The organism is Devosia riboflavina (genome assembly GCF_000743575.1).
Lineage (GTDB): Bacteria > Pseudomonadota > Alphaproteobacteria > Rhizobiales > Devosiaceae > Devosia > Devosia riboflavina.
This window is the reverse complement of sequence record NZ_JQGC01000017.1, coordinates 70,458-96,306: the sequence shown is the minus strand read 5'-3', so window position 1 is coordinate 96,306 and position 25,849 is coordinate 70,458. Positions and strand designations below refer to the sequence as shown.

The 25,849-nt window shown below is 62.0% G+C and carries 25 protein-coding genes; 16 read left to right on the top strand and 9 right to left on the bottom strand.

The window, feature by feature from the left end:
- Positions 1-30 precede the first annotated feature (30 nt).
- A complete protein-coding gene (gene purU, locus JP75_RS17195; RefSeq protein WP_035085443.1) occupies positions 31-885 on the bottom strand; it encodes a formyltetrahydrofolate deformylase in 855 nt (284 codons plus the stop codon).
- Between the two features lie 399 nt (positions 886-1,284).
- Between purU and JP75_RS17190 the strand changes: the two genes are divergently transcribed.
- Positions 1,285-1,644 (top strand): hypothetical protein, encoded by a 360-nt coding sequence (locus tag JP75_RS17190; protein ID WP_035085441.1) that lies wholly within the window; start codon positions 1,285-1,287, stop codon positions 1,642-1,644.
- Between the two features lie 635 nt (positions 1,645-2,279).
- Here JP75_RS17190 and JP75_RS17185 read toward each other — a convergent pair.
- From JP75_RS17185 to JP75_RS17170, 4 genes are all read right to left on the bottom strand, one after another.
- The gene (locus JP75_RS17185; protein WP_035085439.1) at positions 2,280-3,089 is read right to left on the bottom strand and encodes an ABC transporter permease subunit; all 810 of its coding nucleotides are present in this window, start codon (positions 3,087-3,089) and stop codon (positions 2,280-2,282) included.
- Position 3,090: 1 nt separating this feature from the next.
- Entirely contained in the window at positions 3,091-3,945 is an 855-nt protein-coding gene (locus tag JP75_RS17180; RefSeq protein WP_244446348.1) for an ABC transporter permease subunit, read from the bottom strand.
- A 298-nt stretch (positions 3,946-4,243) separates the two neighbouring features.
- Positions 4,244-5,398, bottom strand: a complete 1,155-nt coding sequence (locus JP75_RS17175; RefSeq protein WP_035085436.1) for an ABC transporter ATP-binding protein — start codon at positions 5,396-5,398, stop codon at positions 4,244-4,246.
- Positions 5,399-5,455: 57 nt separating this feature from the next.
- Positions 5,456-6,547: a polyamine ABC transporter substrate-binding protein gene (locus JP75_RS17170; RefSeq protein ID WP_152565895.1), complete on the bottom strand. Its 1,092-nt coding sequence runs from the start codon at positions 6,545-6,547 to the stop codon at positions 5,456-5,458.
- 401 nt (positions 6,548-6,948) lie between these two features.
- Here JP75_RS17170 and JP75_RS17165 point away from each other — a divergent pair, with 401 nt between their 5' ends.
- The 3 genes from JP75_RS17165 to JP75_RS17155 all read left to right on the top strand — a co-directional run bounded on the left by JP75_RS17165 (position 6,949) and on the right by JP75_RS17155 (position 9,360).
- A complete protein-coding gene (locus tag JP75_RS17165; RefSeq protein WP_280113999.1) occupies positions 6,949-7,920 on the top strand; it encodes a pseudouridine-5'-phosphate glycosidase in 972 nt (323 codons plus the stop codon).
- On the top strand, positions 7,917-8,801 hold the full coding sequence (locus JP75_RS17160) for a carbohydrate kinase family protein (protein ID WP_035085430.1): 885 nt from the start codon (positions 7,917-7,919) through the stop codon (positions 8,799-8,801). The genes JP75_RS17165 and JP75_RS17160 overlap by 4 nt, the downstream gene beginning before the upstream one ends.
- 67 nt (positions 8,802-8,868) lie before the next feature.
- Positions 8,869-9,360: a hypothetical protein gene (locus tag JP75_RS17155; protein ID WP_051960840.1), complete on the top strand. Its 492-nt coding sequence runs from the start codon at positions 8,869-8,871 to the stop codon at positions 9,358-9,360.
- A 33-nt stretch (positions 9,361-9,393) separates the two neighbouring features.
- On the opposite strand, the gene JP75_RS17150 is transcribed toward JP75_RS17155, so the two are convergent.
- Positions 9,394-10,203 (bottom strand): siderophore-interacting protein, encoded by an 810-nt coding sequence (locus JP75_RS17150; RefSeq protein WP_035085429.1) that lies wholly within the window; start codon positions 10,201-10,203, stop codon positions 9,394-9,396.
- Positions 10,204-10,323: 120 nt separating this feature from the next.
- Here JP75_RS17150 and JP75_RS17145 point away from each other — a divergent pair, with 120 nt between their 5' ends.
- The gene (locus JP75_RS17145; RefSeq protein WP_035085427.1) at positions 10,324-11,295 is read left to right on the top strand and encodes a zinc-binding dehydrogenase; all 972 of its coding nucleotides are present in this window, start codon (positions 10,324-10,326) and stop codon (positions 11,293-11,295) included.
- Positions 11,296-11,310: 15 nt separating this feature from the next.
- Here JP75_RS17145 and JP75_RS17140 read toward each other — a convergent pair whose 3' ends face one another.
- Positions 11,311-12,630 carry an NAD(P)H-dependent oxidoreductase gene (locus JP75_RS17140; RefSeq protein ID WP_035085425.1) on the bottom strand — a complete coding sequence of 440 codons (1,320 nt, stop codon included), beginning with the start codon at positions 12,628-12,630 and terminating at the stop codon, positions 11,311-11,313.
- 163 nt (positions 12,631-12,793) lie between these two features.
- On the opposite strand from JP75_RS17140, the gene JP75_RS17135 reads away from it, so the two are divergent.
- The 5 genes from JP75_RS17135 (at position 12,794) to JP75_RS17115 (ending at position 16,983) form a co-directional block, all read left to right on the top strand.
- Positions 12,794-13,084 carry an STAS domain-containing protein gene (locus JP75_RS17135; RefSeq protein ID WP_035085424.1) on the top strand — a complete coding sequence of 97 codons (291 nt, stop codon included), beginning with the start codon at positions 12,794-12,796 and terminating at the stop codon, positions 13,082-13,084.
- Entirely contained in the window at positions 13,081-13,446 is a 366-nt protein-coding gene (locus JP75_RS17130; protein WP_035085423.1) for a response regulator, read from the top strand. Before JP75_RS17135 ends, JP75_RS17130 begins: the two co-directional genes overlap by 4 nt.
- 28 nt (positions 13,447-13,474) lie before the next feature.
- On the top strand, positions 13,475-15,808 hold the full coding sequence (locus JP75_RS17125; RefSeq protein WP_051960839.1) for a chemotaxis protein CheA: 2,334 nt from the start codon (positions 13,475-13,477) through the stop codon (positions 15,806-15,808).
- 108 nt (positions 15,809-15,916) lie between these two features.
- The gene (locus JP75_RS17120; RefSeq protein WP_035085422.1) at positions 15,917-16,405 is read left to right on the top strand and encodes a chemotaxis protein CheW; all 489 of its coding nucleotides are present in this window, start codon (positions 15,917-15,919) and stop codon (positions 16,403-16,405) included.
- 152 nt (positions 16,406-16,557) lie between these two features.
- Positions 16,558-16,983 (top strand): OsmC family protein, encoded by a 426-nt coding sequence (locus JP75_RS17115; protein ID WP_035085421.1) that lies wholly within the window; start codon positions 16,558-16,560, stop codon positions 16,981-16,983.
- 123 nt (positions 16,984-17,106) lie between these two features.
- Here the strand turns inward: JP75_RS17115 and JP75_RS17110 are convergent, their stop codons facing one another.
- On the bottom strand, positions 17,107-17,460 hold the full coding sequence (locus JP75_RS17110) for a hypothetical protein (RefSeq protein WP_152565894.1): 354 nt from the start codon (positions 17,458-17,460) through the stop codon (positions 17,107-17,109).
- A gap of 163 nt (positions 17,461-17,623) precedes the next feature.
- On the opposite strand from JP75_RS17110, the gene JP75_RS17105 reads away from it, so the two are divergent.
- From JP75_RS17105 to JP75_RS27075, 5 genes are all read left to right on the top strand, one after another.
- Positions 17,624-18,214: a chemotaxis protein CheD gene (locus JP75_RS17105; RefSeq protein ID WP_051960838.1), complete on the top strand. Its 591-nt coding sequence runs from the start codon at positions 17,624-17,626 to the stop codon at positions 18,212-18,214.
- A gap of 173 nt (positions 18,215-18,387) precedes the next feature.
- The gene (locus JP75_RS17100) at positions 18,388-19,230 is read left to right on the top strand and encodes a CheR family methyltransferase (RefSeq protein WP_035085419.1); all 843 of its coding nucleotides are present in this window, start codon (positions 18,388-18,390) and stop codon (positions 19,228-19,230) included.
- A complete protein-coding gene (locus JP75_RS17095; RefSeq protein ID WP_035085418.1) occupies positions 19,227-20,273 on the top strand; it encodes a protein-glutamate methylesterase/protein-glutamine glutaminase in 1,047 nt (348 codons plus the stop codon). Before JP75_RS17100 ends, JP75_RS17095 begins: the two co-directional genes overlap by 4 nt.
- A 112-nt stretch (positions 20,274-20,385) precedes the next feature.
- The gene (locus JP75_RS17090) at positions 20,386-20,775 is read left to right on the top strand and encodes a response regulator (RefSeq protein WP_035085417.1); all 390 of its coding nucleotides are present in this window, start codon (positions 20,386-20,388) and stop codon (positions 20,773-20,775) included.
- Between the two features lie 222 nt (positions 20,776-20,997).
- A complete protein-coding gene (locus JP75_RS27075) occupies positions 20,998-23,508 on the top strand; it encodes a methyl-accepting chemotaxis protein (protein WP_051960837.1) in 2,511 nt (836 codons plus the stop codon).
- Here JP75_RS27075 and JP75_RS26815 read toward each other — a convergent pair.
- Positions 23,505-23,819 (bottom strand): hypothetical protein, encoded by a 315-nt coding sequence (locus JP75_RS26815; protein WP_169745533.1) that lies wholly within the window; start codon positions 23,817-23,819, stop codon positions 23,505-23,507. The genes JP75_RS27075 and JP75_RS26815 overlap by 4 nt on opposite strands.
- Here JP75_RS26815 and JP75_RS17080 point away from each other — a divergent pair.
- Positions 23,806-25,812, top strand: coding sequence for a methyl-accepting chemotaxis protein (locus JP75_RS17080; RefSeq protein WP_051960836.1), 2,007 nt, complete (start codon positions 23,806-23,808; stop codon positions 25,810-25,812). The genes JP75_RS26815 and JP75_RS17080 overlap by 14 nt on opposite strands.
- Positions 25,813-25,849: the final 37 nt, after the last annotated feature.

The following is a 25,849-nucleotide window of genomic DNA, read 5'->3' as shown; positions in this document are numbered from 1 at the left end:
GGTGACGTCTGGTGGACAGGAGAAGAGCCCTCAGCCGAAAACCACCGTCTTGCGCCCATTGAGCATGACCCGGCTTTCAAGGTGCAGCTTGACCGCCCGCGCCAGCACACGGCTTTCGATGTCCCGGCCGGCGGCCACCAGGTCATCCGGGCTCATGGCATGGGTCACGCGTGCCGTTTCCTGCTCGATGATCGGACCTTCATCGAGATCAGGCGTCACATAATGCGCCGTGGCGCCAATGATCTTCACGCCACGCTCATGCGCCTGGTGGTAGGGCTTGGCGCCCTTGAAGCTGGGCAGGAACGAGTGGTGAATATTGATCACCTGCCCGAAGAGGCGCGTGGAGAGATTGTCGGAAAGCACCTGCATATAGCGGGCGAGCACGACGAGATCGGCGCCGACCGTCTTGACGATGTCGAGCACCTGGGCCTCCTGCGCCGCCTTGGTGTCCTTGGTCACCGGCAGGTAGTGGAAGGCAATGCCGGCGTCTTCGGCGATCTTGCGGGCGTCTTCGTGGTTGGAAATCACCGCGGCCACATCGGCATCGAGCCAGCCGACACGGATCTGGTAGAGAAGATGCAGCAGCGTATGGTCGAATTTTGAGACCAGGATAACGACCTGCTTGCGGCGGCCTTCGTCGCTGAGCGCGGTCTTCATGTCAAAGCGCTCGATCGGCGATTTCAGCGCCTTCTCGATTTTGTCGCGGCCCACGCCTTCGGGCGCGGTAAAGGCCAGGCGCATGAAGAAGCGACCGGTTTCCTTGTCCCAGAACTGGTTGGATTCAGCGATATTGGCGTTGAGCGCCGCCAGCTCCGTGGTCACGGCGGCAACAATGCCGGGACGGTCGGTGCAGGAAAGGGTCAGGACGAAATTGGCCGAGGACAAGATGGGCCTCCGAGGAAGGTGTCGGCCAGCGGTATCAATGGCTTGGAGATTTCCGTCAAGCCCAAACGCCGCCCATCCTGTCCCCTGATCGCCAAAATGGAAAAGGGCCGCTCCATGGAGCAGCCCTTCCCTGAGTCATAGGCCTCGAGGGCCTAGGAGGTTGGTGTTAGCAGAGATCACTCCCCGACATCACCTTCAATCCCAGACCTCTATCGAGTACCGCATTCTCAAAAGACACTGGATCACCTCCTTAAAGTTGGTTGAACATGAGAGGAGCTTGCGCCCGTTCGCCGGACCTGTCCAGTCACAAAAACTTCGCATAGGCGAGACGCCGCCAAATCTATCCCCGCCTGCGCAATCCGGCCGCACACTCTCCGTCAAGAGAGAGGAGCCGCACCCATGCCCAGTTTCATTGAAAAGATCGCCATTCCCGGCCACCAGGTTTCCGAACACCAGCGCCTCAGCGAACAGCTCGAAGAGTTGCAGTTCGAACTATCGCTGCGCCGCGAAAATGATCCGGTCACCGGTCTCATGGCGGTGGCCATCAGGCGGTTCATGGCCGATATCTATCGCCTGATCTCGCGCGAGCCCGGCAGCCGGTCCCTGCTGCGCCTGCCTGCGGGCGCGGAAATCGCGCCGGAGCCGCTACGCCGCGCGCTCGAGGATGCCGAGGCCGGCCTTTTGGCCTTCCGCCGCGCCCATTCCGATCCCGACAGTTTTCGCGAGGATGGCTGGTTGGTGCAGGGCCCGCCGGCCTGATCTATCCATCTTATCCCCGTCCCGCAAAACCGTGCCATTCTTTGCCCGTTCCCGCCGACAACACGCGGCACCGACGAAGTGCCGGGCGGGGAGACGGGCTGCTTGAGGTCGCTCAGGCGGATGCGTGGATGCCGACCACCGGCCAAGCGGCAGTGAGCCCCCGTTGCATCCCCGGATGCTTCCGACGGCGAACTGGACCGTAAAACCTCAAAAGGGGACCGCTCGAGGCGTGCGCAAAAAATCCCGATCGTGGGAAGCGGCTTTCGCCTCTTCTATTTTTACATTTTTCGGGGCGAAAGCCGCTTTTCACCGTGCTCCAGAAGGGCGTCGCGACCGTGCGCCCAAAGGGCGTCGCGACCATGCAACCGCAAGCCGAAAAGGCTGGGCGGCCATTGGCGCTGGATATCAGTGAGTGCCCACCGGAAATGCTTGTTTCAGACCCTTGTCATTCCACCCACCGGGCTGCCCTCGGGCCCGACCCGAGGGCCACGCATCTCAAGCACAAACTCTGCGGCTCCCGCACCGGCCCTCGGATCAGGTCCGAGGGCCGCATCGTGGAGGTGGTCATTTCACTGATGAGCCAAACGCCCAAAGTGTTCACGCCCGGCCTTCGCCGGGGTGACATCCCGAGATGTTCAGGCCTTTGCCTTCTTCGGCTTCGAGCGAAGCTGGATGATGGTGGCGATGAGAACACCCGTCGCCACGAGGCCGATAATGATGGTCGCCAACGCATTGACGTCAGGCGAGACGCCGAGGCGCACCTTGGAAAAGATCACCATGGGCAGCGTCGAGGAGCCCGGACCGGACACGAAGCTCGCAATGACGAGATCGTCGAGCGAGAGCGTAAAGCCGAGGAGCCAGCCCGAAACCAGAGCCGGGGCGATGATCGGCAGGGTGATGTCGAAAAAGGTGCGAACCGGGCTCGCGCCAAGGTCCATGGCCGCCTCTTCGAGGCTGCGATCAAAATCCGACAGGCGCGATTGCACCACGACGCAGACATAGGCAGTGCAGAAGGTGGCATGGGCGATGACGATGGTCAGCATGCCGCGGCCACGCGGCCAGCCCAAAAACCCTTCCATGGCAACAAAGAGCAGCAGCAGCGAGAGACCGGTGATCACGTCGGGCATGACCAGCGGCGCCGACACCATGCCGGAAAACAGCGTGCGGCCCTTGAAGCGCCGGAAGCGCACCAGCGCCACGGCCGCAAGCGTACCGAGCACCAGCGCGATGGTCGCGGCAATGGCGGCGATCTGCAGGCTCAGCCAGGCGGCGCCCAGCATCTGCGGATCGCGGAACAGTTCGCCATACCACTTGGTCGAAAAGCCCGACCAGACGGTCACCAGGCGGCTCTCGTTGAAGGAGAAGATCACCAGTGAAACGATGGGTGCATAAAGAAACGAAAAGCCCAAAGCTGCTGCGATGGGGAGGAACCAGCCGCGACGCATGTTATCTCTCCACCACGGCGCTCTGGGCGCGCTGCAACAGCATGATCGGCACCACCACGGCGAGGAGCATGGCCACAGCCACGGCCGCGGCCCGCGGCCAATTGGCGGCGGTGAAGAATTCGTCCCAGAGCACGCGGCCGATCATCAGCGTTTCCGGCCCCCCGAGCAGCGAGGGAATAACGTATTCGCCGATGGCGGGAATGAAGACCAGCATGGAGCCGGCAATGATGCCCGGCAGCGAGAGCGGCAGCGTCACCGACAGGAAGGTGCGCAGCGGCCGCGCCCCGAGATCGGCCGAGGCTTCAAACAGCGACACGTCGAGTTTTACCAGCGTTGTATAGAGCGGCAGGATCATGAACGGCAGGTAGGTGTAGACGATGCCGACATAGACGGCGAAATCGGTCTGCATCATCACCAGCGGTTCCACGCCGAAGAGGCCGAGGAACTGATTGATCACGCCATTGCCGCGCATGAATCCGGTCAGCGCATAAACGCGCAGCAGGAACGAAGTGAAGAAGGGCAGGATCACGAGCATTAAGAGAATATTGCGCCAGCGATCAGGAGCCCGGGCAATGGCATAGGCCATTGGATAGCCGACAAAGAGCGTAATGACCGTCGCGATGAAGGCGATGCGGATCGAGGACAGATAGGCCGCGATATAGAGATTGTCGGTAAAGAGGCGGATGTAATTGTTGAGGTGCAGCGTCAGTTGCACCGTGCCTTCCTCGGTGGTGAGAAGCGGCGAATAGGGCGGGCGGCCGAACTGCTTGGTGGCGAGCGAAATGCCGAAAACCACAGCCAGCGGAATGAGGAAGAAGACCAGCAGCCAAAGCACCGGCGCCGCCAGCACCAGCATGCGACCCGATATGCCGACCTTGGCCAAGCTGCGCTCAACCGCGTTCCAGGGTTTTAGGCGCCGGGGCGGGGGGATGGTTGGGGTATGGGTGGCGGTCATGGGCGCCCCCTCCTGCCAATACCCCTCACCCGTCTCGCGCTAGGCGCGATCCACCCTCTCCCGCAAGGGGCGAGGGGGGCGCTGGTGCATGGGGAGGCACGGAGCTTCCCTTCTCCCCTTGCGGGAGAAGGTGCCCGAAGGGTCACCGAATTCGCGTTTGCGAATTTCGGTTGGGATGAGGGGTATTTTGCAACCATCATCATACTGTCAGCACCGAACCGGAGCTGTCGCTCCAGGTGACATAAACCTTCTCGTCCCAGGTGATGGCATCGGGATTGCCGCGGACCGAATTGGTCTGGCTGACGCGGATGCGTTTGCCGCTCTCGAGCGCCACCTGATACAAAGAGATATCCCCGAGGTACGCGATCTCCTCTACAATGCCCGAAGTGACATTGGCATCATGGGGGGTGACGGGTTTTTCGCGGCTGAGCGACATCTTTTCGGGGCGAATGGCCCACCAGAGGATTTGTTCGGGCGCGCAGTCGACGCCATGGCCGACATAGATATCGCAGCCCAGTTCACTCGAACGGATGCGCACATGGCCCGGCTCGTCCTCGGTGACAATGCCTTCGACCATATTGGCCGAGCCGATGAAACCGGCGACGAAGCGCGAATTGGGGAATTCGTAGATGTCGGTGGGCTCGCCCACCATGGCGATTTCACCGAGGTTCATGACGCCGATACGGGTGGCGAGGGTCATCGCCTCTTCCTGGTCGTGCGTCACGACGATGAAGGTCACGCCGAGGCTTTCCTGGATTTTCACCAGTTCGAACTGGGTCTCCTCGCGCAGCTTTTTGTCCAGCGCGCCAAGGGGTTCATCGAGGAGGAGGAGTTTTGGACGTTTTGCCAAGGCGCGGGCGAGGGCGACGCGCTGCCGCTGACCGCCGGAAAGCTGGTGCGGCTTGCGGCGGCCATAGTCCTGCAATTTGACGAGGCTCAAAAGCTCGGCGACGCGGTCATTGATCTCAGCCTTGGGGAGATTGTCGCGCTTGAGGCCATAGGCAATGTTCTGCTCCACCGACATATGCGGGAAGAGCGCATAGGACTGGAACATCATGTTGACCGGACGATTGTAGGGCGGGACTTCGGTCATGTCCTGACCATCGATCTCGATGGTGCCCGAGGTCGGCTGCTCGAAGCCGGCCAGCATGCGCAGAAGCGTCGACTTGCCCGAGCCCGAACCGCCGAGGAGGCAAAAGAGTTCGGAGCGATAGATGTCGAGCGAGACATCGTGCACCGCCAATACGTCGCCGAATTTCTTCGTGACGTTCTTGATGCGGACAAACGGCTTGTTATTGGCCGTGTCACGCCACGGACGCGTATCGATGGCGAGCTGTGTCGACTTCTTGGCCATGACGGACCCTACGGAAAGGATGAAGGGGCGGCCGGAAAGCCGCCCCTGTCGGAAAAATTACTGGCCGGTTTTGATGCGGGTCCAGGTGCGGGTCAAGACCTCTTCGAATTCAGGCGAGTGCGCCTTCATGACGAATGCCTTGGCGATGGTCTCGGCGGGCGGATAGATGCCCGGGTTGGACCTCACTTCCTCGTCGACAAATTCGAGCGCCGGCAGGTTCGGGTTGGCGTAGAACACGTAGTTGGTGATCGCGGCCACGACTTCGGGCTTGAGGATATAGTCGATGAACTTGTGGGCATTGTCCGGATGCGGGGCATCGATCGGGATAGCGAGGAAATCGAAGAGCGTCGCGGCGCCTTCCTTGGGGATGAGGTAAGTCACTTCATTGCCCTGGCCGGCCTGTGCGGCAGCGTCCGAAGCGATGAAGATGTCGCCGGAATAGCCGAGCGCCAGGCAGATTTCGCCATTGCCGAGGTCGTCGATATACTGGCTCGAATGGAAGTAGCGGATCGAGGGCTTGATCGAGTTCAGCAGTTCCTCGGCCTTGGCGAGGTCTTCTTCGCTCTCCGAATTCGGATCGAGGCCGAGATAGTGGAGCGCAATGCCGGTGACTTCGGAGGGGCTGTCGAGCACGGCAACGCCGCAACCGGCAAGCTTGGAAACGACGTCGGGCTTGAAGAGCAGGTCCCAGCTTTCAAGGTCCGCATCGGGGCCGAGGGCTTCGGTCACCTTGGCGACGTTATAGCCGAGGCCGATGGTGTTGATCATATAGGGAACGCCATGGGCGTTGTCCGGGTCCTGGCTCGCGGCAGTCGCCATCACGGCCGGGTCGAGATTGCCGAGGTTCGTCAGCTTGGACTTGTCGAGCGGCAGGATCAGGCCGGCGAGAATCTGGCGTTCGAGGAAATTGCCCGAGGGCACGACGATGTCATAGCCGGAATTGCCGGCGAGAAGCTTGGCGTCGACGATCTCGTTATTGTCATAGACGTCGTAATTGACCTTGATGCCGGTCTCCGCCTCGAAATTGGCGATAGTGTCCTCGGCAATATAGTCGGACCAATTATAGACGTTGAGGACCGGTTCCTCCTGGGCCAGGGCGGGGCTTGCGACCACCAGGGCGCCAAAGGCGAGGGCGAGCGTCTTGTTCATAACGTGGAAGCTCCAAGTAATAATCGGGGGCATAGACCCTCTTGGGGAGGGAAGTTCGAATGGCAGGCTTTGCGGCAAGCCGCGCTCAGGCCCGGGCGCTCATCTTTGAGTGCCCGGCATAGAATAGGTGAACAATTGGGAACACGTCTCTAGGGGACGCCGAAAGGCGCCCGGGACTATCGCTGCGATCGGCCCGGATACGGGCTGATATCGAGGCGCAGACGCTGCGCCATCAACAAAAGACCTGGTCAGCGAAGTGCCCTTTCCCTCTCTGATCAAGAGGCAAACTAAAGTCATTTTTTGGGAGCGACAAGACTGACAAACAGAAGTTTTTGCAGGGGTTGACCAGAGAACTGCCCGGGCGCAAAAGCGCTGGCAACAAGGGGCAGACCTATATGCCCATGAACAGTTCCAAAGAGGCATGGATGAGCGGCAAGGCCTATCTCTCAATATCGGCAGACGTGAAGGCGGCGCTGGCTGCGGGCAAGGCCGTGGTGGCGCTTGAATCCACCATCATCACCCATGGCATGCCCTATCCGCAGAACCTGGAAATGGCGCGGGAAGTCGAGGATGTGGTGCGCTCGACCGGCGCGGTGCCCGCCACCATCACCATCATGGACGGCCGCCTTTGCGTCGGCGTCTCCGGGGAAGATCTCGAACGTCTCGCCCAGGAAGGCCACAAGGCCGCCAAGGCGAGCCGTCGTGACGTTGCGGCGCTCCTAGCGAGCGGCACCACGGCCGGCACCACTGTGGCCACAACCATGCAGATCGCCGCGCTCGCCGGCATCAAGGTCTTTGCCACCGGTGGCATTGGCGGGGTGCATCGCGGCGCCGAGGACAGCTTCGATATTTCGGCCGATCTCGAAGAGCTGGGCCGCACGCCTGTCGCCGTCGTCTGCGCCGGCGCCAAGTCCATCCTCGATATCGCCAAGACCCTGGAAGTGCTCGAGACCAATGGTGTGCCGGTCCTCGGTTTCGGCACCGATCATTTCCCGGCCTTCTGGGCCCGCGAAAGCGGGTTCAAGGTCGATCACCGCTTCGACGATGCCGAGGGCGTCGCCAAGATGCTCGCCATCCAGTCCGATCTCGACATGGGCGGCGTCCTTATCGCCAACCCCATCCCGGAAGCCGATGCCTGGGAAGCCAGCGCCATCGAAGGCTTTATTACTCAGGCTCTGGCCGACGCCGACGCCAAGGGAGTGAAGGGCAAGGCGATGACGCCCTTTCTGTTGCAGCGCATCTTCGAGCTGACGGGGGGCAAGTCGCTGGTGTCTAACATTGCGCTCGTCAAGAACAACGCGCGGGTGGCGGGCGAAATCGCCGTTGCTTTGGCCCATCTTCAGGCCGGCAAGGCACCCGTTCGCCGCGCATGAACAAGCGGGTACTCGTCGTCGGCGATGTGATGACCGACGTCATCGTCAAGCCCGAGGGGCCGATCGTGTTCGGCTCCGACCGGCGCGCGGCGATCGAAAGCCGCGCCGGTGGTTCGGGTGCCAACCAGGCCGTTTGGCTAGGTGCGGCTGGGGCCGATGTCGTGTTCGCGGCCCGGGTCGGCATGGTCGATAAGGCGAGCCACGAAGGGCATTTTCGTCTGCGCGGCGTGACGCCGATGCTGGCCGGCGATCCACAGTTGGGATCGGGCGTGCTGGTGACGCTTCTTGATCCGAGCGGCGAGCGCAGCTTCCTCACCGATCGCGGGGCCAATCTCAACCTCTGTGCCGATGACCTGCCCGATAGCCTCCTCGAAGGCGCGGGTCTGGTGCTGGTCTCGGGCTATAGCTTCTTCGCGCCGGGGCCGCGCGCCGCCGTGCAGTCACTGCTGGGCCGGGCACGAAAGCGCAATATTCCCATAGCCATCGACCCGGCCTCGATCGGCTTTCTCGAAGAGGTTGGGCCGCAGACCTTCCTCAATTGGGTGGGCCGGGCAGACTGGCTCTTTGCCAATGAGAGCGAAGCGGAAATGCTGGCGGGCGTGGCCAGCTTTGACGAGCAGATGCGCGTCCTCGGTGCGCAGTTCAAACACGTCCTTATCAAGCGCGGCCGGTTCGGGGCCGCCGTCGGCGGGGCGCATGGCGTCGATTTCAGCCGTCCGGCGCCAATCGTGAATGTCGTCGATTCAACTGGGGCGGGCGATGCCTTCGCTGCCGGCTTCATCGCTGCGCTGACCGAGGGGCTTCCAGTGGAAAACTGCCTTGAACGCGGCATCGCCAATGGCGCACGGGCAGTACAATTCGTGGGTGGTCAGCCGCAATAGTCCTTCTGCCGTTATTTCTCCATGAAGCTCAGTACCTTCGGGGCAAGCCAACAATCGGGAATGCAAAATGCTCAAGAAAGCGCTGATATCAGGACTTCTTCTTGCCGTGGGAGCGCAGCAGGCCGCTGCCGATGGCAAGATCTTCGTGCAGCTACCCGACGTGACCTCCTATTCGGGGGCAGAGGCAGAGGCATTCCTGGAACGGGTCGTCCTCGCCAATGTCGTCTCCAGCAATTGCGAAGGCTATGAGGTGACGGACGAGGATTGGTCGCTGCTGACCGACGCCGCGGATCTGCTTGCCTATGGCCAGCTCAAGCTGAGTACCGACGACTACGACACCAATTACTACACCCCTGCCTTCAATGCCCTGGACGAGGCCGGCACATGCGCGGAAAAGGGTCCCGACGTCGAAAAGGTGCTGGGTGAACTGGTCGAGCTCGGCGGTTCGCGCGAAGCCCTGCCGGATCAGGAAGCGGCCTATGAAGAATGGCGTGCGCTGATGGATCGGCTGCAGGCCGAAGCCAATGCGCCGGCAACCGGAAAGACCAAAACCAAGTAAGCGAGTGCCGGCCCCAAGGGACCGGCCTTAGGCTCAGTGCGGCTCGTGGGCGTCAGCGGTGCCGAGCAGCCAGTAACCAGCGGCCTTGACCCATTCGGAACTGAAGCCGCGTTCTTCGGTGAGGTGCTGGCGGACCGACTTGCTCATGCCGCTTTCGCCCGCGATATAGGCATAGGCATCGCCCTTGGGCAGGTCGAGCGAGCGGACCTTGTCGATGAGCAGCGTAGTCCTGCCGGCTGCGGCGCCATTGCGGTGCACATAGATCAGGTCGAGATCGGCCTTGGTCTCAAAGCTCTGTTCCTCGGCGGCGGAGTCGACTTCGACCACGGCGACGACGACGGCGCCTTCGGGCAATTCCTCGATACGGCGGCCGATGGCCGGGAGGGCGGTTTCGTCGCCGACGAGCAGATACCAGTCATAGGTCGCCGGGACGACCATGGAGCCGCGCGGCCCACCGATAACGAGGGTCTTGCCCGGCGCTGCCGCCGCGGCCCAGCTCGAGGCAGGGCCATCGCCGTGCAGCACGAAATCGAGTTCGATCCAGCCTTCGGCACTGTTCCAGTAGCGCGGAGTATAATCGCGCATTTCCGGGCGGGTGCCGGGTTCGAATTCGGCGCCATTGGGGCCGATGACGGGCAGCAGCGGGGTCACGCCTTCAGGAAAGAAGAAAGCCTTGATATGATCGGCATGGCCGGGAGAAACGAAACCCTCCATATCGCCGGTGAGACGGACCCGACGCATGAGCGGGGTAATGTCGGTGACGGCGGTGACGGTCAGCAAACGCAGTTTGGTGTCGTGGCGAACGCGCTGCGGCGCACGGGGATCGAGAGCTTCGGTCGTCATGGCTTTAATCCTGAATAATTCAGTCAGCAATTATTTCATGTGGTCCCGGATGGCAAGCCGGGCTTGAACACCAAAGCGCGAGACATATCTTTGCCGCATAGCAATTTACAGGAGCCGGCCATGAAGACCGCCATCTATTCCGAATTCGGCACGCCGGAAAAAGTTCTGACGACGCAGGACGTAGAGCGACCGCAGCCGGGGCCCGGTCAGGTACTGGTCAAGATGGTGCTGTCACCGGTCCACAACCACGACCTGATGACCATTGCCGGCCAATATGGGTTCAAGCCCAGCCTTCCCGCCGTGCCGGGCACGGAAGCGGTTGGTATTGTCGAAGCGCTGGGCGAAGGCGTTGCCCATCTCAAGGTCGGGCAGCGCGTTGCCGGCGGCGGGGAGAAGACCTGGGCGGAATATTATGTTGGCGCCGCTGCGCGGCTGCTGCCGGTTCCGGACAGTGTGAGTGACGAAACTGCCTGCCAGCTCGTTTCCATGCCGCTCTCGGCCAAGATGCTGCTCGACACGCTTGATGTCAGCGCGGGCGACTGGATCGCCATCAATGCGGCCAATGGCGCGGTGGGCAAACTGCTGACGCAGTACGCGGCTGAGAAGGGCGTAAAAGTGCTGGGTCTCGTGCGTCGCAATGCGGCAGTCGAGGAAATGGCCGTGCTCGGGTTCAAGCAAGTGGTCGCGACCGATGGTGAAGGTTGGCAGGACAAGGTCCGGGCAATTACCGGCGGGGCGCCGATTGTGCGCGGGATCGAGTCGCTTGGCGGCGATGGTGCGGCGCAGCTTTCGAGCATTCTGGCCGATGGTGGCCAGCTCATCAGTTTTGGCGCGATGACCGGGCGGCCACTGAAAATCTCCGCCGGGGAACTGCTGTTCCGCAATATTTCGGTAAAGGGCTTCTGGGGTGCCAAGCCGCCGGTCAAGCCCGAGCGGATTGGCGAATTGCTGGGCGAACTGGTTCGCGATGCGGCCACCGGCAAGTTGGTGCTCGATATCGAGGCGGCCTATCCCATTAGCGAAGTCGCAGAAGCCGTGCGGGCCAGCGGCGAACCCGGCCGCAGGGGCAAGATCGCTATCAAGGGGAGCTAAGGCCCCCCGGCCCTGTTACGAGGCGTAGCCAAGCATAACGTCCTGTTCGTGGCGCAGAGCGAACAGCCGGGTCGAGGAATCGGGCTGGCAGTTTGCTGTCGTAAGAAGTGCGCCCTTGGCAATCGGCGCGGTGACCTTGCCGCCTTCGAGAAGGCCGACCGGCACGGCGCCTGCGGCGCGGGCGTCAGTGGCCGTCATGGCATAGGAGCGGTAGCAGGTCTCCCCGATCGCATCGAGCGGTTCCCCTGGGAGCAGATCGCGCTTGGCGACGGCGCAGACCTCGGCGACCGGTCGGGGCAGGGGCACCATGTCGGGCTTGCCGTGGAGCATGATGCGCGCGCAGGTCAGCGGCACTTCGAGGCTCGTCAGGTGATAGGGCCGGAAAAATGCATAATAGGGGCCGTGGCCGATATGGAGATCGTCCATGCGCTCGATGATGCGCGGGTGGTCAGCCCTGACGATGACGAAGACGCCGGGCGCCACACCCTTGCCAATGGTGAAGTCCACGACGCCTGATGAATTCAGAATCCCGCCATCCGCCTTGGGGATGAGAACCTTGGCCATGTCGTCGCGATTGGTTGCCGGGCCGTGCATGCCCGGAATGTCGGGCATCAAGCCGGTGGCATTGGCGATGGCGGTCATTTCGACGGCGGTCTTGGAGCCATCGACGAATTCGACCAGCATGCGCGGGTTCATGTTCCGGCGCGTCGCTTCCTCGCGATAGTCGTCAGGGACGGCGTCGTGCTTGAGCGGGTTGTTCTTGCCCTTGCCGGCCGCGACCACGTCGAGGCCGAGCGCGGTGACGAATTCGATCAGTTCCATGCAGGACGAGGGTTCGTCGCCGGCACCGACCGAATAGACGACGCCGAGTCGGTCGGCCTGGGCTTTCAGATAGGGCCCGATGGTGACGTCGGCCTCGACATTCATCATCACGAGATGCTTGCCATGTTCCATGGCCGTCAGGTCGAAATCGGCGGCAACGCCGGGCTTGCCGGTCGCATCAATGACGACGTCGATATTGGGCGTCGTGACCAAAGTTTCAGCCGAGGTGACGGCGATCTTGCCCTGTTCGATGGCGGCGGTGGCGGCAGCCGGGGTGTCGACAACCTTGCCGTGGCTGTCGTCGCCATATGCGATGGTCATGGCGGCGAGCGCGGTATGGGGCCGGCGGGTGGCGATGGCAGCCATTTCTACGCCCTTCATCAGGCTCATCTGGGTGACGAGATCGGTGCCCATTTCGCCCGAGCCGATGACGCCGACGCGAATGGGCTTGCCCGCATCGGCGCGGGCGGCGAGGTCACGGGCGAGCCCGGTCAGGGCGATCTTGGTGGTCATGGCAATTGTCCTGATACTGCCGCCTCGTTACAGCCACTTGCCCGCCTCGGCAAGCGCGCCGGAAGTCGCACGGCGCTAAGCCCCGGCTTCCGGGCGATTAGCACTTCTTAAACCGTTCCAGATGAATATGGCGAAGGAGAGAACTCCGGGGGCTGGCCACGAAATGGCACATCAGGAAGCAAGCGCGATCACCTTGCCAGAGGTCATCGACCTCGACGCGCTGGACGCGATTCGTGACAAGCTGATCGACGCTGTCGAGGATGGTGCGGTGACCGTCGTCGCCAGCGCCGTGCAGCGCGTGTCGACCAATGGTCTGCTGATGTTGATCAGCGCTGCCGAAAGCGCCCGCCGCAACCATAATGAATTTGCTGTCGACGCGCCGAGCGCCGCCATGTTGGCCGCGATCGATCGATTGGGCCTTGGCGCACAATTTTCAGGGATGATGAGACCATGACATTGCGCGTACTGACTGTGGATGATTCCAGAACCATCCTGGCCATGTTGCATCATACCCTGAGCAATGCCGGTTTCGAGGTGCTGCAGGCCGAAGACGGCAAGCAGGGTCTCGATGTGCTGATGAGCCACGATATCGATGTCGTCATCACCGACATCAACATGCCGGTCATGGACGGCATCGAATTCATCAAGAATGTGCGGGCCAGCGGCCAGTACCAGAGCCTGCCGATCCTCATTCTCACGACCGAAACGAGCCAGGACAAGCGCGACCAGGGCAAGGCCGCTGGCGGCACGGGCTGGATCGTCAAACCCTTCGACCCCGACAAGCTGATCAGCGTCATCCATCGCGTGGTCCACTAATACGTTCTTCTAAGGCTGGTACGGCGCCATGAGCGACCTAGACGACTTCAAGGCCACTTACTTCGACGAATGTTCCGAGCTCATGAACGAGCTCGAAGAACAGTTTGCCGCGATCGAAGGTGGCGAGCGCGACGCCGACCGGCTCAATGCCGTGTTCCGTGCCATCCACTCGATCAAGGGTGGCGCCGGCGCCTTCGGGTTCTCGGGGCTTGTGGGCTTCGCCCATGCCTATGAAACCCTGCTCGACTATGTTCGTGATGGTCGCGTGGAGATGACCGACGACGTGGTCAATCTCTGCATCCGCGCCAATGATATCGTCGCCGACCATATCAATGCGGCCCAGAGCGGCGAAGAACTCGACGCCGACTATGGCCAGGAAGAAAAGCAGCGTTTCGACGCCATTGCCCGCGGCCAGCGCGGCGGCGACGAAGACGAGTGGAGCGGCGAGATCATCGAGGAATTCGATATCGAATTTACGCCGGTTCGCGTCGAGCTCGCGGTCGCTGACGACGAAGTGGCCGAGCCAATCGAAGCGCCGGTTGCAGCAGTCGAGCCCGATACCTTTGACGCTCCGCCGATGCCGGTCGAGCCGGGCCATTGGGAAGTGCGGTTCACGCCCTATCGCCAGCTCTATTCGCGCGCCAATGATCCGCTGCTGCTGTTCCGCGAACTGGCGGTGCTGGGCGAGATCAATGTCCGCGCCATTCTCACCGATATTCCGCCGCTGAGCGATTTCGAACCCTTCGGCGTCTATTGCTCCTGGGAAATCTCGCTCTTCGCGCCCGACCTGACGGAAGCCGCGATCCGCGAAGTTTTCGAATTCGTCGATGGCGATTGCAGCATCGAAGTTGTGCCGCTCGGCCATGTCGTGCCGCCTGCCGCTGCGCCTGTTCCCGCGCCTGTCGCGGTCGTTCAAGTTGAAAAGGCCGACGAGAATCTCATGGCGCTGACCGAAGACGAAGTGGCTTCCGCTCCCGTGCGCCTCGTTGCCGAAGCGCCGGCCGCCCCTGCCGCAGCAGAGCCCGTTGCCGAAGAACCGGCGCTTAGCTTTGCCGATCTCGCCAATGAAATCTCAGCTTCCGCGCCGCCGCGCCCCGTGCCGGTTGCAGCGCCCAAGCCGGCTGCCGCACCAAAACCCGCTGCCAGCGGCGAAGGCGGCGAAGAGGGTGGCAATCGCAGCTCCGGCGTGCAGTCGATCCGCGTCGATCTCGACAAGGTCGATCGCGTCGTCAACATGGTCTCGGAACTGGTGATCACCCAGTCCATGCTGACCCAGCAGATGGATGAAAACCTTCGCGCCCGCTATACCGAACTGGTGCGTGGCCTCGAAGTGCTGGCCCAGACGACGCGTGGCTTGCAGGACTCGGTCATGGCCATCCGCGCGCAACCGGTGAAATCGGTGTTCTCGCGCATGCCGCGCCTTGTGCGCGAACTCGCCACCAAGACCGGCAAGAAGATCAAGCTCGAGACGATCGGTGAAAACACCGAAATCGACAAGACGGTCATCGAACAGCTTTCCGATCCGCTGACCCATATGATCCGCAACTCGGCCGACCACGGCATCGAGGATCCGGAAAAGCGCAAGGCGCGCGGCAAGTCCGAAATCGGCACCATTCGCCTTTCGGCCGAACAGGCCGGCGGCAATATTCTCATCATCGTCGAAGACGACGGCAACGGCATCAACCGCGAACGCGTGCTGCAGCTTGCCCGTGACAAGGGCCTCGTTGCGCCCGACATCACGCCGACCGATGAGCAGATCGACCAGCTCATCTTCGCCCCCGGCTTCTCGACGGCGGATGCGGTGAGCGACATTTCCGGCCGCGGCGTCGGCATGGACGTGGTGCTCTCCAACATCAAGAAGATCGGCGGCTCGGTGCATGTCCGCTCGTGGACCGGCAAGGGCTCGCGCATGACGCTGCGTCTGCCGCTGACCCTGGCCGTGCTCGATGTCATGCTCGTCAAGGTCGGCGAGTCGCCCTATGTGGTGCCGCTCTCCTCGATCGTTGAAACCATGCAGTGCTCGGGCGCCATCTTCGAGCGCGTCCCCTCCGGCGGCCAGGTGCTGCAGGTGCGCGGCGAATATGTGCAGGTCATCGATGTGGCCCAGCGTTTCGGCATGCATTCGACCAAGGCGCCGGACGATCGGTTCGTGGTGCTGTGCGAAAGCGAGGGCAGCCAGAAGGTGGCGCTCGTCGTCGACGACATCATCGGCCAGCAGCAGGTCGTCATCAAATCGCTCGAAGAAAATTTCGAGCAGGTCGAAGGCATTGCCGGCGGTACGATCCTGGGCGACGGCAATGTCGCGCTGATCGTCGACGTGCAGGGCCTCAGGGTCCACCAGATCCATCAGAACGCGGCCTAGTGGCCAAGTGGCGTGGCGGCATGCCGCGCCGGACTACGAGTAAAGCGCGGCGCGTCAGCCGCTCACAGTGTGTAACCGGCCCAGAAGGGCGGCAGAAAGGCCAGGAAAATGGAAGCGCTCAGCCTCCGCGAAGACAATGGGGATAAAACGGCCGTCGTTGGCCAGAACACCCTGCAACTTATCGCCTTCTCCATCGGAGAGCAGACTTACGGCGTTGAGATCACCACGGTGCGCGAAATCCGCGCCTGGAATGGTGCCACCCCGCTGCCGAACACGCGCGACTTCGTGCGCGGCGTGATCAACCTGCGCGGCACCATCGTGCCGATCTTCGATCTGCGCGCCCGGTTCGGCGACGGCCAGACCTCGCCCACCAAGAACCACGTCGTGGTGGTGATGAGCGTGGGTGACAAGTGGGTCGGGATCCTCGTCGACGCCGTGTCCGATATTCTGACCGTGAGCCGCGAAGACATCCACAACGTGCCCGAAGGCAATGCCATCGACACCGAACTCCTCAACGGCATCATCACCCATGACAGCCGCATGGTGGGTCTCATCGACCTCCACGCCGTGGTCAATGGCGCCAAGCTCGACGGCTAAGGCCAGCCGAGCATGAGTTTGACAAGGGCGCCGCAAGGCGCCCTTTCTGTTTGGGGAGACTGCCGGCGCATGTCGATGCTTGGGCTTCATGGTCGCAACTGCTAGTCTCCGCGCTGCCATGAAGTGCATGGATCCAACCTGAGGAGAGCACGATGAAGCGCACGGCCACTGCGAACTGGACAGGAACACTTGTCGAAGGCACGGGCACCCTGGATGTCCAGAGTGGCGCATTCTCGGCGCTGCCCTATACCTATAAGGGGCGGTTTGTTGATGAGAGCGGCAAGTCGGGGACCAATCCGGAAGAGCTGATTGCCGCAGCACATTCGGGGTGCTTTGCGATGCAGCTCGGACATTTCCTTGCCGAGAATGGGACCCCGGCTACCAATCTCAAGGTCGAGGCGGCAGTCACGCTCATTCCCGGCACCGGCATTACGGGCAGCGCGTTGACCCTGGTCGGAACCGTACCCGGCATCGACAATGCCACATTTCAGGAACTGGCGGAAAAGGCGAAAGCCAATTGTCCGGTGTCAAAGGCGCTGGGCGCCATCGAGGTTACGCTGGACGCCAGGCTCGCCTGAGGCTTGGCCTCAATGCCCTCTTCGCCTCAGGGGCGAGGAGGGGTGACGTTCCGCTGCTTGCCTTATGGGCTTCGCCGCCAGGCTTGAGGCAAATCGAACGAAATGGAGTGGGAAGCCGTCGAACTAGAACAGTTCGATCTCGCCGTGTGCCTGGTTGGCCGCGACGCCGGAAAGGGCGGGGACGCGGAGTTCGTCGAGGGTGAGGCTCTGCCAGATTTCGTCGTAGACGCTTTCGGGCGCCGTCGGGGGCAGGAGGGAGAACTGGCGGGCGGCGAGGGCCATGTTGCGGCAGCGCTGCTCGATGCGGTCCTGGCCCTGGAGGGCGGTGATGATCATCATCATGCCCTGGCGCACGGATGCGTCCTTGCCGGCCGTCGAATCCGTCAGGAGTTCGAGGGCTTCGGTGATCCCTTCCAGCATTGCGGCGGACTGACGGGCCGTCTCGTCGAGCTCTCTTGCCAGCTTCTGCAATGACATACGCATAACCTCAGGTCTACCGGCCCACATTATCCGAATATTTCTAAACCGCTTCTTGCTGTTGCGGCGAGATCGGGACTCCCCGCTTGGCGTGGTTAGCGTTTGGCTAACGAGTTAAAGCTAAGGTCGGAAGCAATTGGACTCGACGGGTATTCGTAGACAAATGGGCCAGAATAGCTCCCTGCCGCCTGAATTCGACAGAGGTATCGTCACTACAGTCCATCAGGGCGATTGCCACGTTTCTTCGGCTCAGGATGTCACGTTCTCGACCGTGCTCGGTTCGTGCATCTCGGCCTGCGTCAGGGATCGTGTCGCCAATGTCGGCGGGATGAACCACTTCCTTCTCGCCGAACAGTCGGGTTCGGCCAAGGACCGGTATGGCGCATCGGCCCGCTACGGGGCCTTTGCCATGGAGCAGTTGATCAACAAGGTGCTCTCGCAGGGCTCGGGCAAGAAGTCCAACCTCGAGATCAAGGTGTTCGGCGGCGGCAAGATCAATTCGGCCCTCGACGATGTCGGGGCCAAGAATATCGAATTCGTGCGCCAGTTCCTCGCCGACGAAGGCTATATGGCTTCGAGCGAAGACCTCGGCGGCATGTTTGCGAGGCGCGTGCTGTTCAAGCCCCATTCGGGCCGCGCCTTCGTAAAACGCCTCGACAGTGATGTCGGCGCCAATGTCGCCAAGGAAGAACTGGCGCTGGCCAAGCGCCGCGTCGTGGTGCCGGCCCCGGTCGACGACATCGAACTTTTCTGAGGCGCCAATGGCGCAAATATTGCCCGGCATTCCGGGCAGAATTTACGCAATCTAAGGAATGAACCGGCCAGAATGACTTTCGCTCAACAGCATGGCGCGGCAATCGCGACCATGCTCGCGGAACGGTAACTTGCCGCTCCGTGACAAGGGCTTGGTTAGTCGGGGAAGGTTTCATGGAACAGGGAGAAATTTCCCTCAGCGAGCGCGAGTTTTCGCGGATCAAAAGCCGCGTCTACAAGGTCGCCGGCATTTCCCTTAGCGACGCCAAGCGGACCCTGGTGGTATCGCGCCTTTCCAAGATCGTGCGGGCGCTCGATCTGTCCAGCTTCGACGACTATGTCGACTATCTCGAAAAGGGTGCGTCGGCGAGCGACGGGCAGGACTTCGTCAATGCGCTGACGACCAATCTCACGCGTTTTTATCGCGAAGATCACCATTTCGATCACCTCAAGACCTATGTCGGCGCGCTGATGAGCGAGCGACCGCGCGGCCAGCGCCTGCGCATCTGGTCGGCCGGGTGCTCGACGGGGCAGGAGCCCTATACGATCGGCATGGACCTGCTCAATGCCTTTCCCGAACTCAAGCGCTGGGATTTCAAGATCCTCGCCACGGATATCGATACGGCCGTGATCGCCAAGGCGGCGCGCGGCATCTATCCGGAAAACGAACTTTCGGGCCTTAGCGGCGAACGGGCGCGGCCGTTCCAGAAGCTCAGCGATGGCACGGTGCAGGTGCCGCAGGCGGCGCGCGAACTGGTCTCGTTCAAGCCGCTTAACCTGATTGCCGAATGGCCGATGAAGGGGCCGTTCGACGCCATCTTCTGTCGCAATGTGGCGATCTATTTTGACAAGCCGACGCAAGGCGCCGTGTTCGGCCGCTTCGGCAAGCTCCTGGCTCCCGAAGGCTTCCTCTATATCGGCCACTCGGAAAACCTGGGCTCGGGCGGGGAAGGTTTCCGCCTCGTGGGCAAGACCATCTATCAATCCAAGCGGATGAACAAACGAGAAGCAGCATGACTATCAAGGTTCTGGTCGTCGACGACTCGGCCCTCATTCGCGAGGTGCTCACCCGCATGCTGACGCGCGACGGCGACATCAATGTCGTCGGCACGGCAACCGATCCCATCGAAGCGCGCGAGAAGATCAAGCAGCTCAATCCCGATGTGGTGACGCTCGATATCGAAATGCCCAATATGAACGGGCTCGATTTCCTCGAAAAGCTGATGCGCCTGCGGCCCATGCCTGTGGTCATGGTCTCGACCCTGACCAAGAAGGGGGCGAGCGAAACGCTGCTGGCGCTTGAACTGGGCGCCGTGGATTTCGTGGCCAAGCCGAGCGCCGAATTTGCCGGCGGGCTCGATGCCTTTGGCGCGAGCCTGCGCGACAAGATCCGCGATGCGGCGCGCACCGACGTGCGGGGCGCCGCAACCCGGATCGAGACGCCCAAGGCCGCGGTCAAGACGGCGGCGGCGCCCGACGGCGCTCTCATCGCCATCGGCGCATCCACAGGTGGCGTCGAAGCCATTCGCGCTGTTCTGACCAATATGCCGGCGGATTGCCCGCCCATCGTCATTGCCCAGCATATGCCGGCCGGCTTTACCGGCCGCTTTGCGGCGCGTCTCGACGAACTCTGCGCCATAAAAGTGGTCGAGGCCGAGGACCGCATGGTGCTCGAACGCGGCCATGCCTATGTGGCGCGCGGCGATTATCACCTGCGCGTCGAGCGCTCTTCGGGGCAGCTCAAATGCCGGTTGAGCCAGGACGAATTGACCAGCGGCCATCGTCCGAGCGTCGACGTGCTGTTCGAATCGGTTGCCAAGGCGGTGGGGCATATGGCGGTCGGCGCCATTCTCACCGGCATGGGACGCGATGGGGCGCGAGGCCTGAAACTCATGCGCGATGCCGGCGCCTATACGGTGGGGCAGAGCCAGGCTTCGGCTCTGGTCTATGGCATGCCGCGCGTTGCCTTCGAGGAAGGCGCGGTGGTCGAGCAGGCGCCGCTCGAGCAGGTCGCGGCCAAACTGGCCAATGCGCTCGTTCGTTTGCGTTCGGCAGCTTAACGGCAAGGCTGCAATGCACCCTGTGCGATTGAGAGAATTGTAACCTCTCCCGCTTAGGATGATCTTGAATACCGGAGCTCAGGCGCCGGCGAGTAAGAGGTAGATAGAGTCCATGCCCAAAGCCAGTGCTGTCAGCGTTCTCATCGTTGATGACCAGCAGTCCATGCGTGGCATCTGTAAATACATTCTCAACCAACTCGGCTTCAAGGACATCATCGAGGCCAAGTCCGGTCGCGATGCATTGGGCAAGCTCGAAGGCGCCAATGTCGATCTCATCATTTCCGACTGGAACATGGACGATATCGACGGGCTGACGCTTCTGAAGGTGATCCGCAAGCATCCGCGCACCCAGGCCATGCCCTTCATCATGGCGACGGGCCGTTCGGACGCCGAACAGGTGAAGGAAGCCATCTCCGCTGGCGTCAACAACTACATCATCAAGCCGTTCGACGTTTCGACCATGAAGAAGCGTATCGAGGCAGTGATCGGCGCGCTGACCTGATCGGCTAGCGACGAAACCATTTCCTGAAGCGCCCGCAACCATCCGGTTGCGGGCGCTTTGCTTTGCGGGCCGCTTTCACGTCCGTTGACGCCGTAATAAGTGGTTAAACCTAAATATGTAACGATTGCGGAAGGAGATTTGCCGACCCGCAGCGCCTGGCGCTGGCTGGGACGCGGCCGGCTTGAAAGCCGCTGGGTCGGATCATGCTTGGGGGGAACAAGGGTGCGATTTATACCGCAGCTGCGCATTGCGCAGAAACTGCCACTGGCTTTGGTTGGCTCGGCTTTGGTGGTGAGTGCCGGTGTCGGCATTGCCAGCTATTTTATTGGCCTTGGCACGGTTGAGGAACAGCGCGACCAGTCCATGCAGGCTTCGCTCAATACGGCGACGACCATGGTGAGCGAGTATTTTTCGAGCGCCGAGGTGGATCTGCGGCTCTTCGTGCAGCGCTCCGATACGGTCACGGCGATGAAGAACCTGACGCGTGCGCTCGAAGAATTGCGCATGGGGCTCAAGGAACGCGCGGCGCTGCAATTGCAGACCGCCTATGTCACCGAAAACCCGAACCAGGACGATCGTTCGGCGCTCGACAGCGCCAATGGCAAGGGCGCGACCTATGACGCGCCGCACAAGCGGTTCCATCCCGGCTTCCGGACGCTCAAACTTGAGCGCGATTATTCCGACGTGCTGCTGGTGAGCGCGACCGGGGACGTCGTCTACTCGGTCGCCAAGAATATCGATTTTGCCGGCAATGTGGTCACCGACCCGGTTCTGGCTGCCTCCGGCCTGGGCCAGGCCTTCACGGCAGCCAAGGATCTGCCGGATGGTTCGGCCGCCTTTGTCGACTTCTCCGTCTATGGACCGGCCGGCACGCCGCAAAGTTTCATGGCCATGCCGGTTTTCGACAAGGACGAAAATACCGGCGTCATGGTGCTGGCGATTTCGCCCGCGGCCATGAGCAGCAGGGTGTCCGAGCTTTCGGGCATGGGCAAGAGCGGCGAAGTCGTGGTGGTCGGGCAGGATGGCCTCCTGCGCAGCGAATCCCCCAAGACGGCGGCTGACGACGTCCTCGTCACGACGCTGACCTCCGACGTCGTGACTGCCGCCTTCTCCGGCCAGAGCGGCGAGGGGATGAGCACGGATTATCGCGGTGCCCCCATGGTAGTGCGGGCCGAACCCGTCAGCGTGGGCGGGGTGACCTGGGCGGTGACGGCGGTGCAGCCCGAAGACGAGGCGCTGGCGCCTGTTGTCAGCATGCGCAACATGACGCTGCTGGTCGGCGGGGTTCTGCTGGCTATCGCCGCAGTGCTCGGCTTCTTCTTTGCCCGCTCGATCAGCCGGCCGATTTCTCGCCTGACCCATACGATGGAGACGCTGGCCGAGGGCGATCTTGCCGTCGAGGTATCGGGCGGTCATCGCGGCGACGAAATCGGCGCCATGGCGCGGGCGGTTGAGGTGTTCCGTCAGAACGGGTTGCGCATGGCGGAAATGACCGAGGCGGAAGCGGCATCAATCATTCGAGGCCAGGCGGATCGCGCCGCCATGATGCAGAAATTGCAGCGCTCGTTCGGGCATGTGGTGGATGCGGCCATTGCAGGCGATTTCTCGCGCCGGGTGGAAGCCGATTTCCCCGATGACGAACTCAACACGCTGGCGCGGTCGGTCAATGGGCTGGTGGAAACCGTGGATCGCGGTGTCGGCGAGACCGGTGTCGTGCTTTCGGCGCTGGCCAATACCGATCTGACCCATCGCATGGAAGGGGACTATCAGGGCGCCTTTGCGCGGCTCAAGTCGGACGTCAATGCGGTGGCCGATCGCCTGACCGACGTGGTTGGCGAATTGCGGACAACCTCGGGCACCTTGAAGACGGCTACCGGAGAAATCCTTTCCGGGGCCAATGATCTCAGCGAACGCACGACCAAGCAGGCGGCGACGATCGAAGAGACTTCCGCGGCGATGGAACAGCTTGCTTCGACCGTGCTGCAGAATGCGCAGCGGGCACAGGAAGCCAGTGCGGCTGCGGGCGACGTGACGAATTCTGCCGAAGTCGGCGGGCAGGTGATGGCGCAGGCGACCGAGGCCATGGAAAAGATCACGGCATCTTCGGCCAAGATCTCCAACATTATCGGCATGATCGACGACATCGCCTTTCAGACAAACCTCCTTGCCCTCAACGCTTCGGTGGAGGCAGCGCGGGCCGGCGAGGCAGGCAAGGGTTTTGCCGTCGTGGCCGTGGAAGTGCGGCGCCTCGCGCAGTCTGCGGCCAGCGCCTCGTCGGATGTGAAGCAGCTCATCGAACAAAGCGCCAGCGAAGTGAAGGGCGGTACTCGCCTTGTCAGCGACGCAGCTTCCAAGCTTGCAGCCATGCTCCAAGCAGCGCGGTCGTCCAATGACCTGATGAATGGCATTGCTCGCGAAAGCCGCGAACAGGCGTCCTCTATCGAGGAGGTCAATGCGGCCGTGCGGCAGATGGACGAAATGACCCAGCACAATGCGGCGCTGGTCGAAGAGATGAACGCCGCCATCGAGCAGACGGAGGCACAGGCCACCAAGCTCGACGGGATCGTCGATATCTTCGCAACGGACGGAAGGAAGGTGGCTTCGGCCGCCCGTCCCGCCGAGTCGCAGCCGCAGGGCGCACGCGGCCTGCAGAACAAGCTCAAGTCGGTTGCCAAGGCCTATCTCAATCACGGCAATGCCGCGGTGAAGGCCGACGACTGGAGCGAGTTCTAGGTAAAACGCATCCTGAAACGTCGCTCGATATAGGGAAGGCTCGGCAACGAGCCTTCCCTATTTTCGTTTGAGGAGCCTCTACTGAAAAAGCTCGTGCCAGGTGTCGATTTCATCGGCCGCATTTTCAGCGCCATGGCGAAAAAATGAAAATGACGACGATCTAAATCATTGTAATACTTGATTAAATTTGACGCCTCTAAGATTCGCGCCACGCTGCTCATCCGAGGGACAAGAATGGCACGGTCTGTATCCGCCTTTTTCGGGCGCCTAAGCCTGAGATTTATTATTGCGACTTTGGTGACCGCCGCCATTGTCGTTTCGATTAGCGTGGTTGCGATCGGCATCTACCTCAACTTCTCCAGCACGATGATGCAGCAGGGGCGCGACCGCCAGGAAGCCAATTTGCGCACTGCCGCAACCATCTTCGCCGCGGCGACCAACAAGGCCGGCGGAACTGTGGTCAATTGGGGCGACGACGGGGCGCTGGGCCAGGTGACGCTCTGGGCGCTGCTGCCCTTCTTCGATACCGAACTGGTCGACGGCATCTCGCGCGTTACCGGCGGCGAGACGGCGATCTACATTGCCGACAAGGACACCAAGGATCTGGTGATCAACACGACGACGCTTGTGGATGAGGCCGGCACCAGCCTCAAGGGTGGGATCATGGACCCGCAAGGCGCGGTCATGACGGCCATGAAGGAAGGCCGCTCGTGGCTCGGTGAGGAGACGATCGGCGGCAAGACCTATTATGCCGCCTATCATCCGGTGGTGCGCGAAGATGGCGCGGTGGCCGGCGCTATCCTGGTCGGGGAAACACTGGAAGCCATCGAGCAGTCGGTGCAGGGCATGATGGTGCTCATGCTGACCATTGCCGTCGTGACGACGCTGGTGCTCGGCATTCTCGGCTATCTCCTGAGTCTCATCATCACCCGTCCGCTGCCGCGCATTGCGGCGGCCATGGGGGCCATTGCCGAGGGACGGTTCGAAACCCATGTGCCCTATGTGCAGCGCGGCAACGAGATCGGCGCCATGGCGCGGGCCGTGGAAGTGTTTCGCGAGAGCGGACTGAAAGTTGCGCAGATGACCGAGGCGGAGGCGGCGCGCATCATCCGCGATTCCGAAGCGCGTCAGGCCATGATGATCGAATTGCAGCGCGCCTTTGGCGACGTGGTCGATGCCGCCATCGATGGCGACTTCTCGCGGCGCGTGCCGGAGCAATTTCCGGATGCCGAACTCAACGGCCTTGCCAATTCGGTCAATACGCTGGTGGGAAGCGTCGATCGCGGGCTTGGCGAGACCGGTAACGTGCTCAATTCCCTCGCCAATACCGACCTGACCCAGCGCATGCGGGGCGAGCATCGCGGGGCCTTTGCCAAACTCAAGACCGACATCAATGCCGTGGCCGAGAAGCTGACCGATATCGTCACCCAGTTCCGCTCCACCTCCGGAGCGCTGAAGGCGGCGACCGGCGAAATCCTGTCCGGCGCCAATGACCTTTCGGAGCGCACGACCCGGCAGGCGGCGACCATCGAGGAAACCTCGGCGGCCATGGAACAGTTGGCATCGACCGTCATGGGCAATGCTGCGCGCGCCCGTGACGCCAGCGCCAATGCAGCGCAGGTGACGGAGACGGCGGAGCATGGCGGTCTCGCCATGCAGGATGCGACCGTCGCCATGGAGCGGATCACCCAGTCTTCGGCCAAGATTTCCAACATCATCGGCATGATCGACGATATCGCCTTCCAGACCAATCTTCTGGCCCTCAATGCCTCGGTGGAAGCGGCGCGGGCGGGCGATGCCGGCAAGGGTTTTGCGGTCGTGGCCGTGGAAGTGCGCCGCCTGGCGCAATCGGCGGCACAGGCCTCGGCCGAGGTGAAGGTGCTGATCGAGCAAAGCGCGGGCGAAGTGGCCTCGGGATCGCGGCTCGTGGAGGAGGCCGCGAACAAGCTCGCTTCGGTGCTGGGGGCCATCCGCGATAATACCGTCTCGCTCGAAGCCATTGCCCGCGATAGTCGCGATCAGGCCGGCGCCATCGAGGAGATTTCGACCGCCGTGCGCCAGATGGACGAAATGACCCAGCACAATGCAGCGCTGGTGGAAGAGACCAATGCCGCCATCGAGCAGACCGAGGCCCAGGCGAGCGAACTCGATCGGATCGTGGACATTTTTCGGCTCGACGACCGTAGCGCTGGAAGTGTTCGCCCGTCCGAGAAGAAGCATGTCGCGGCTTCGCCACGCGGCGGGACGCCTGCTCTACGGAGCGCCGGCAATGCGGCCCTCGCGGCAGACTGGGATGAATTTTAAGTAATAACAGTCGTTTGCAAACAATATTGATCCCGAT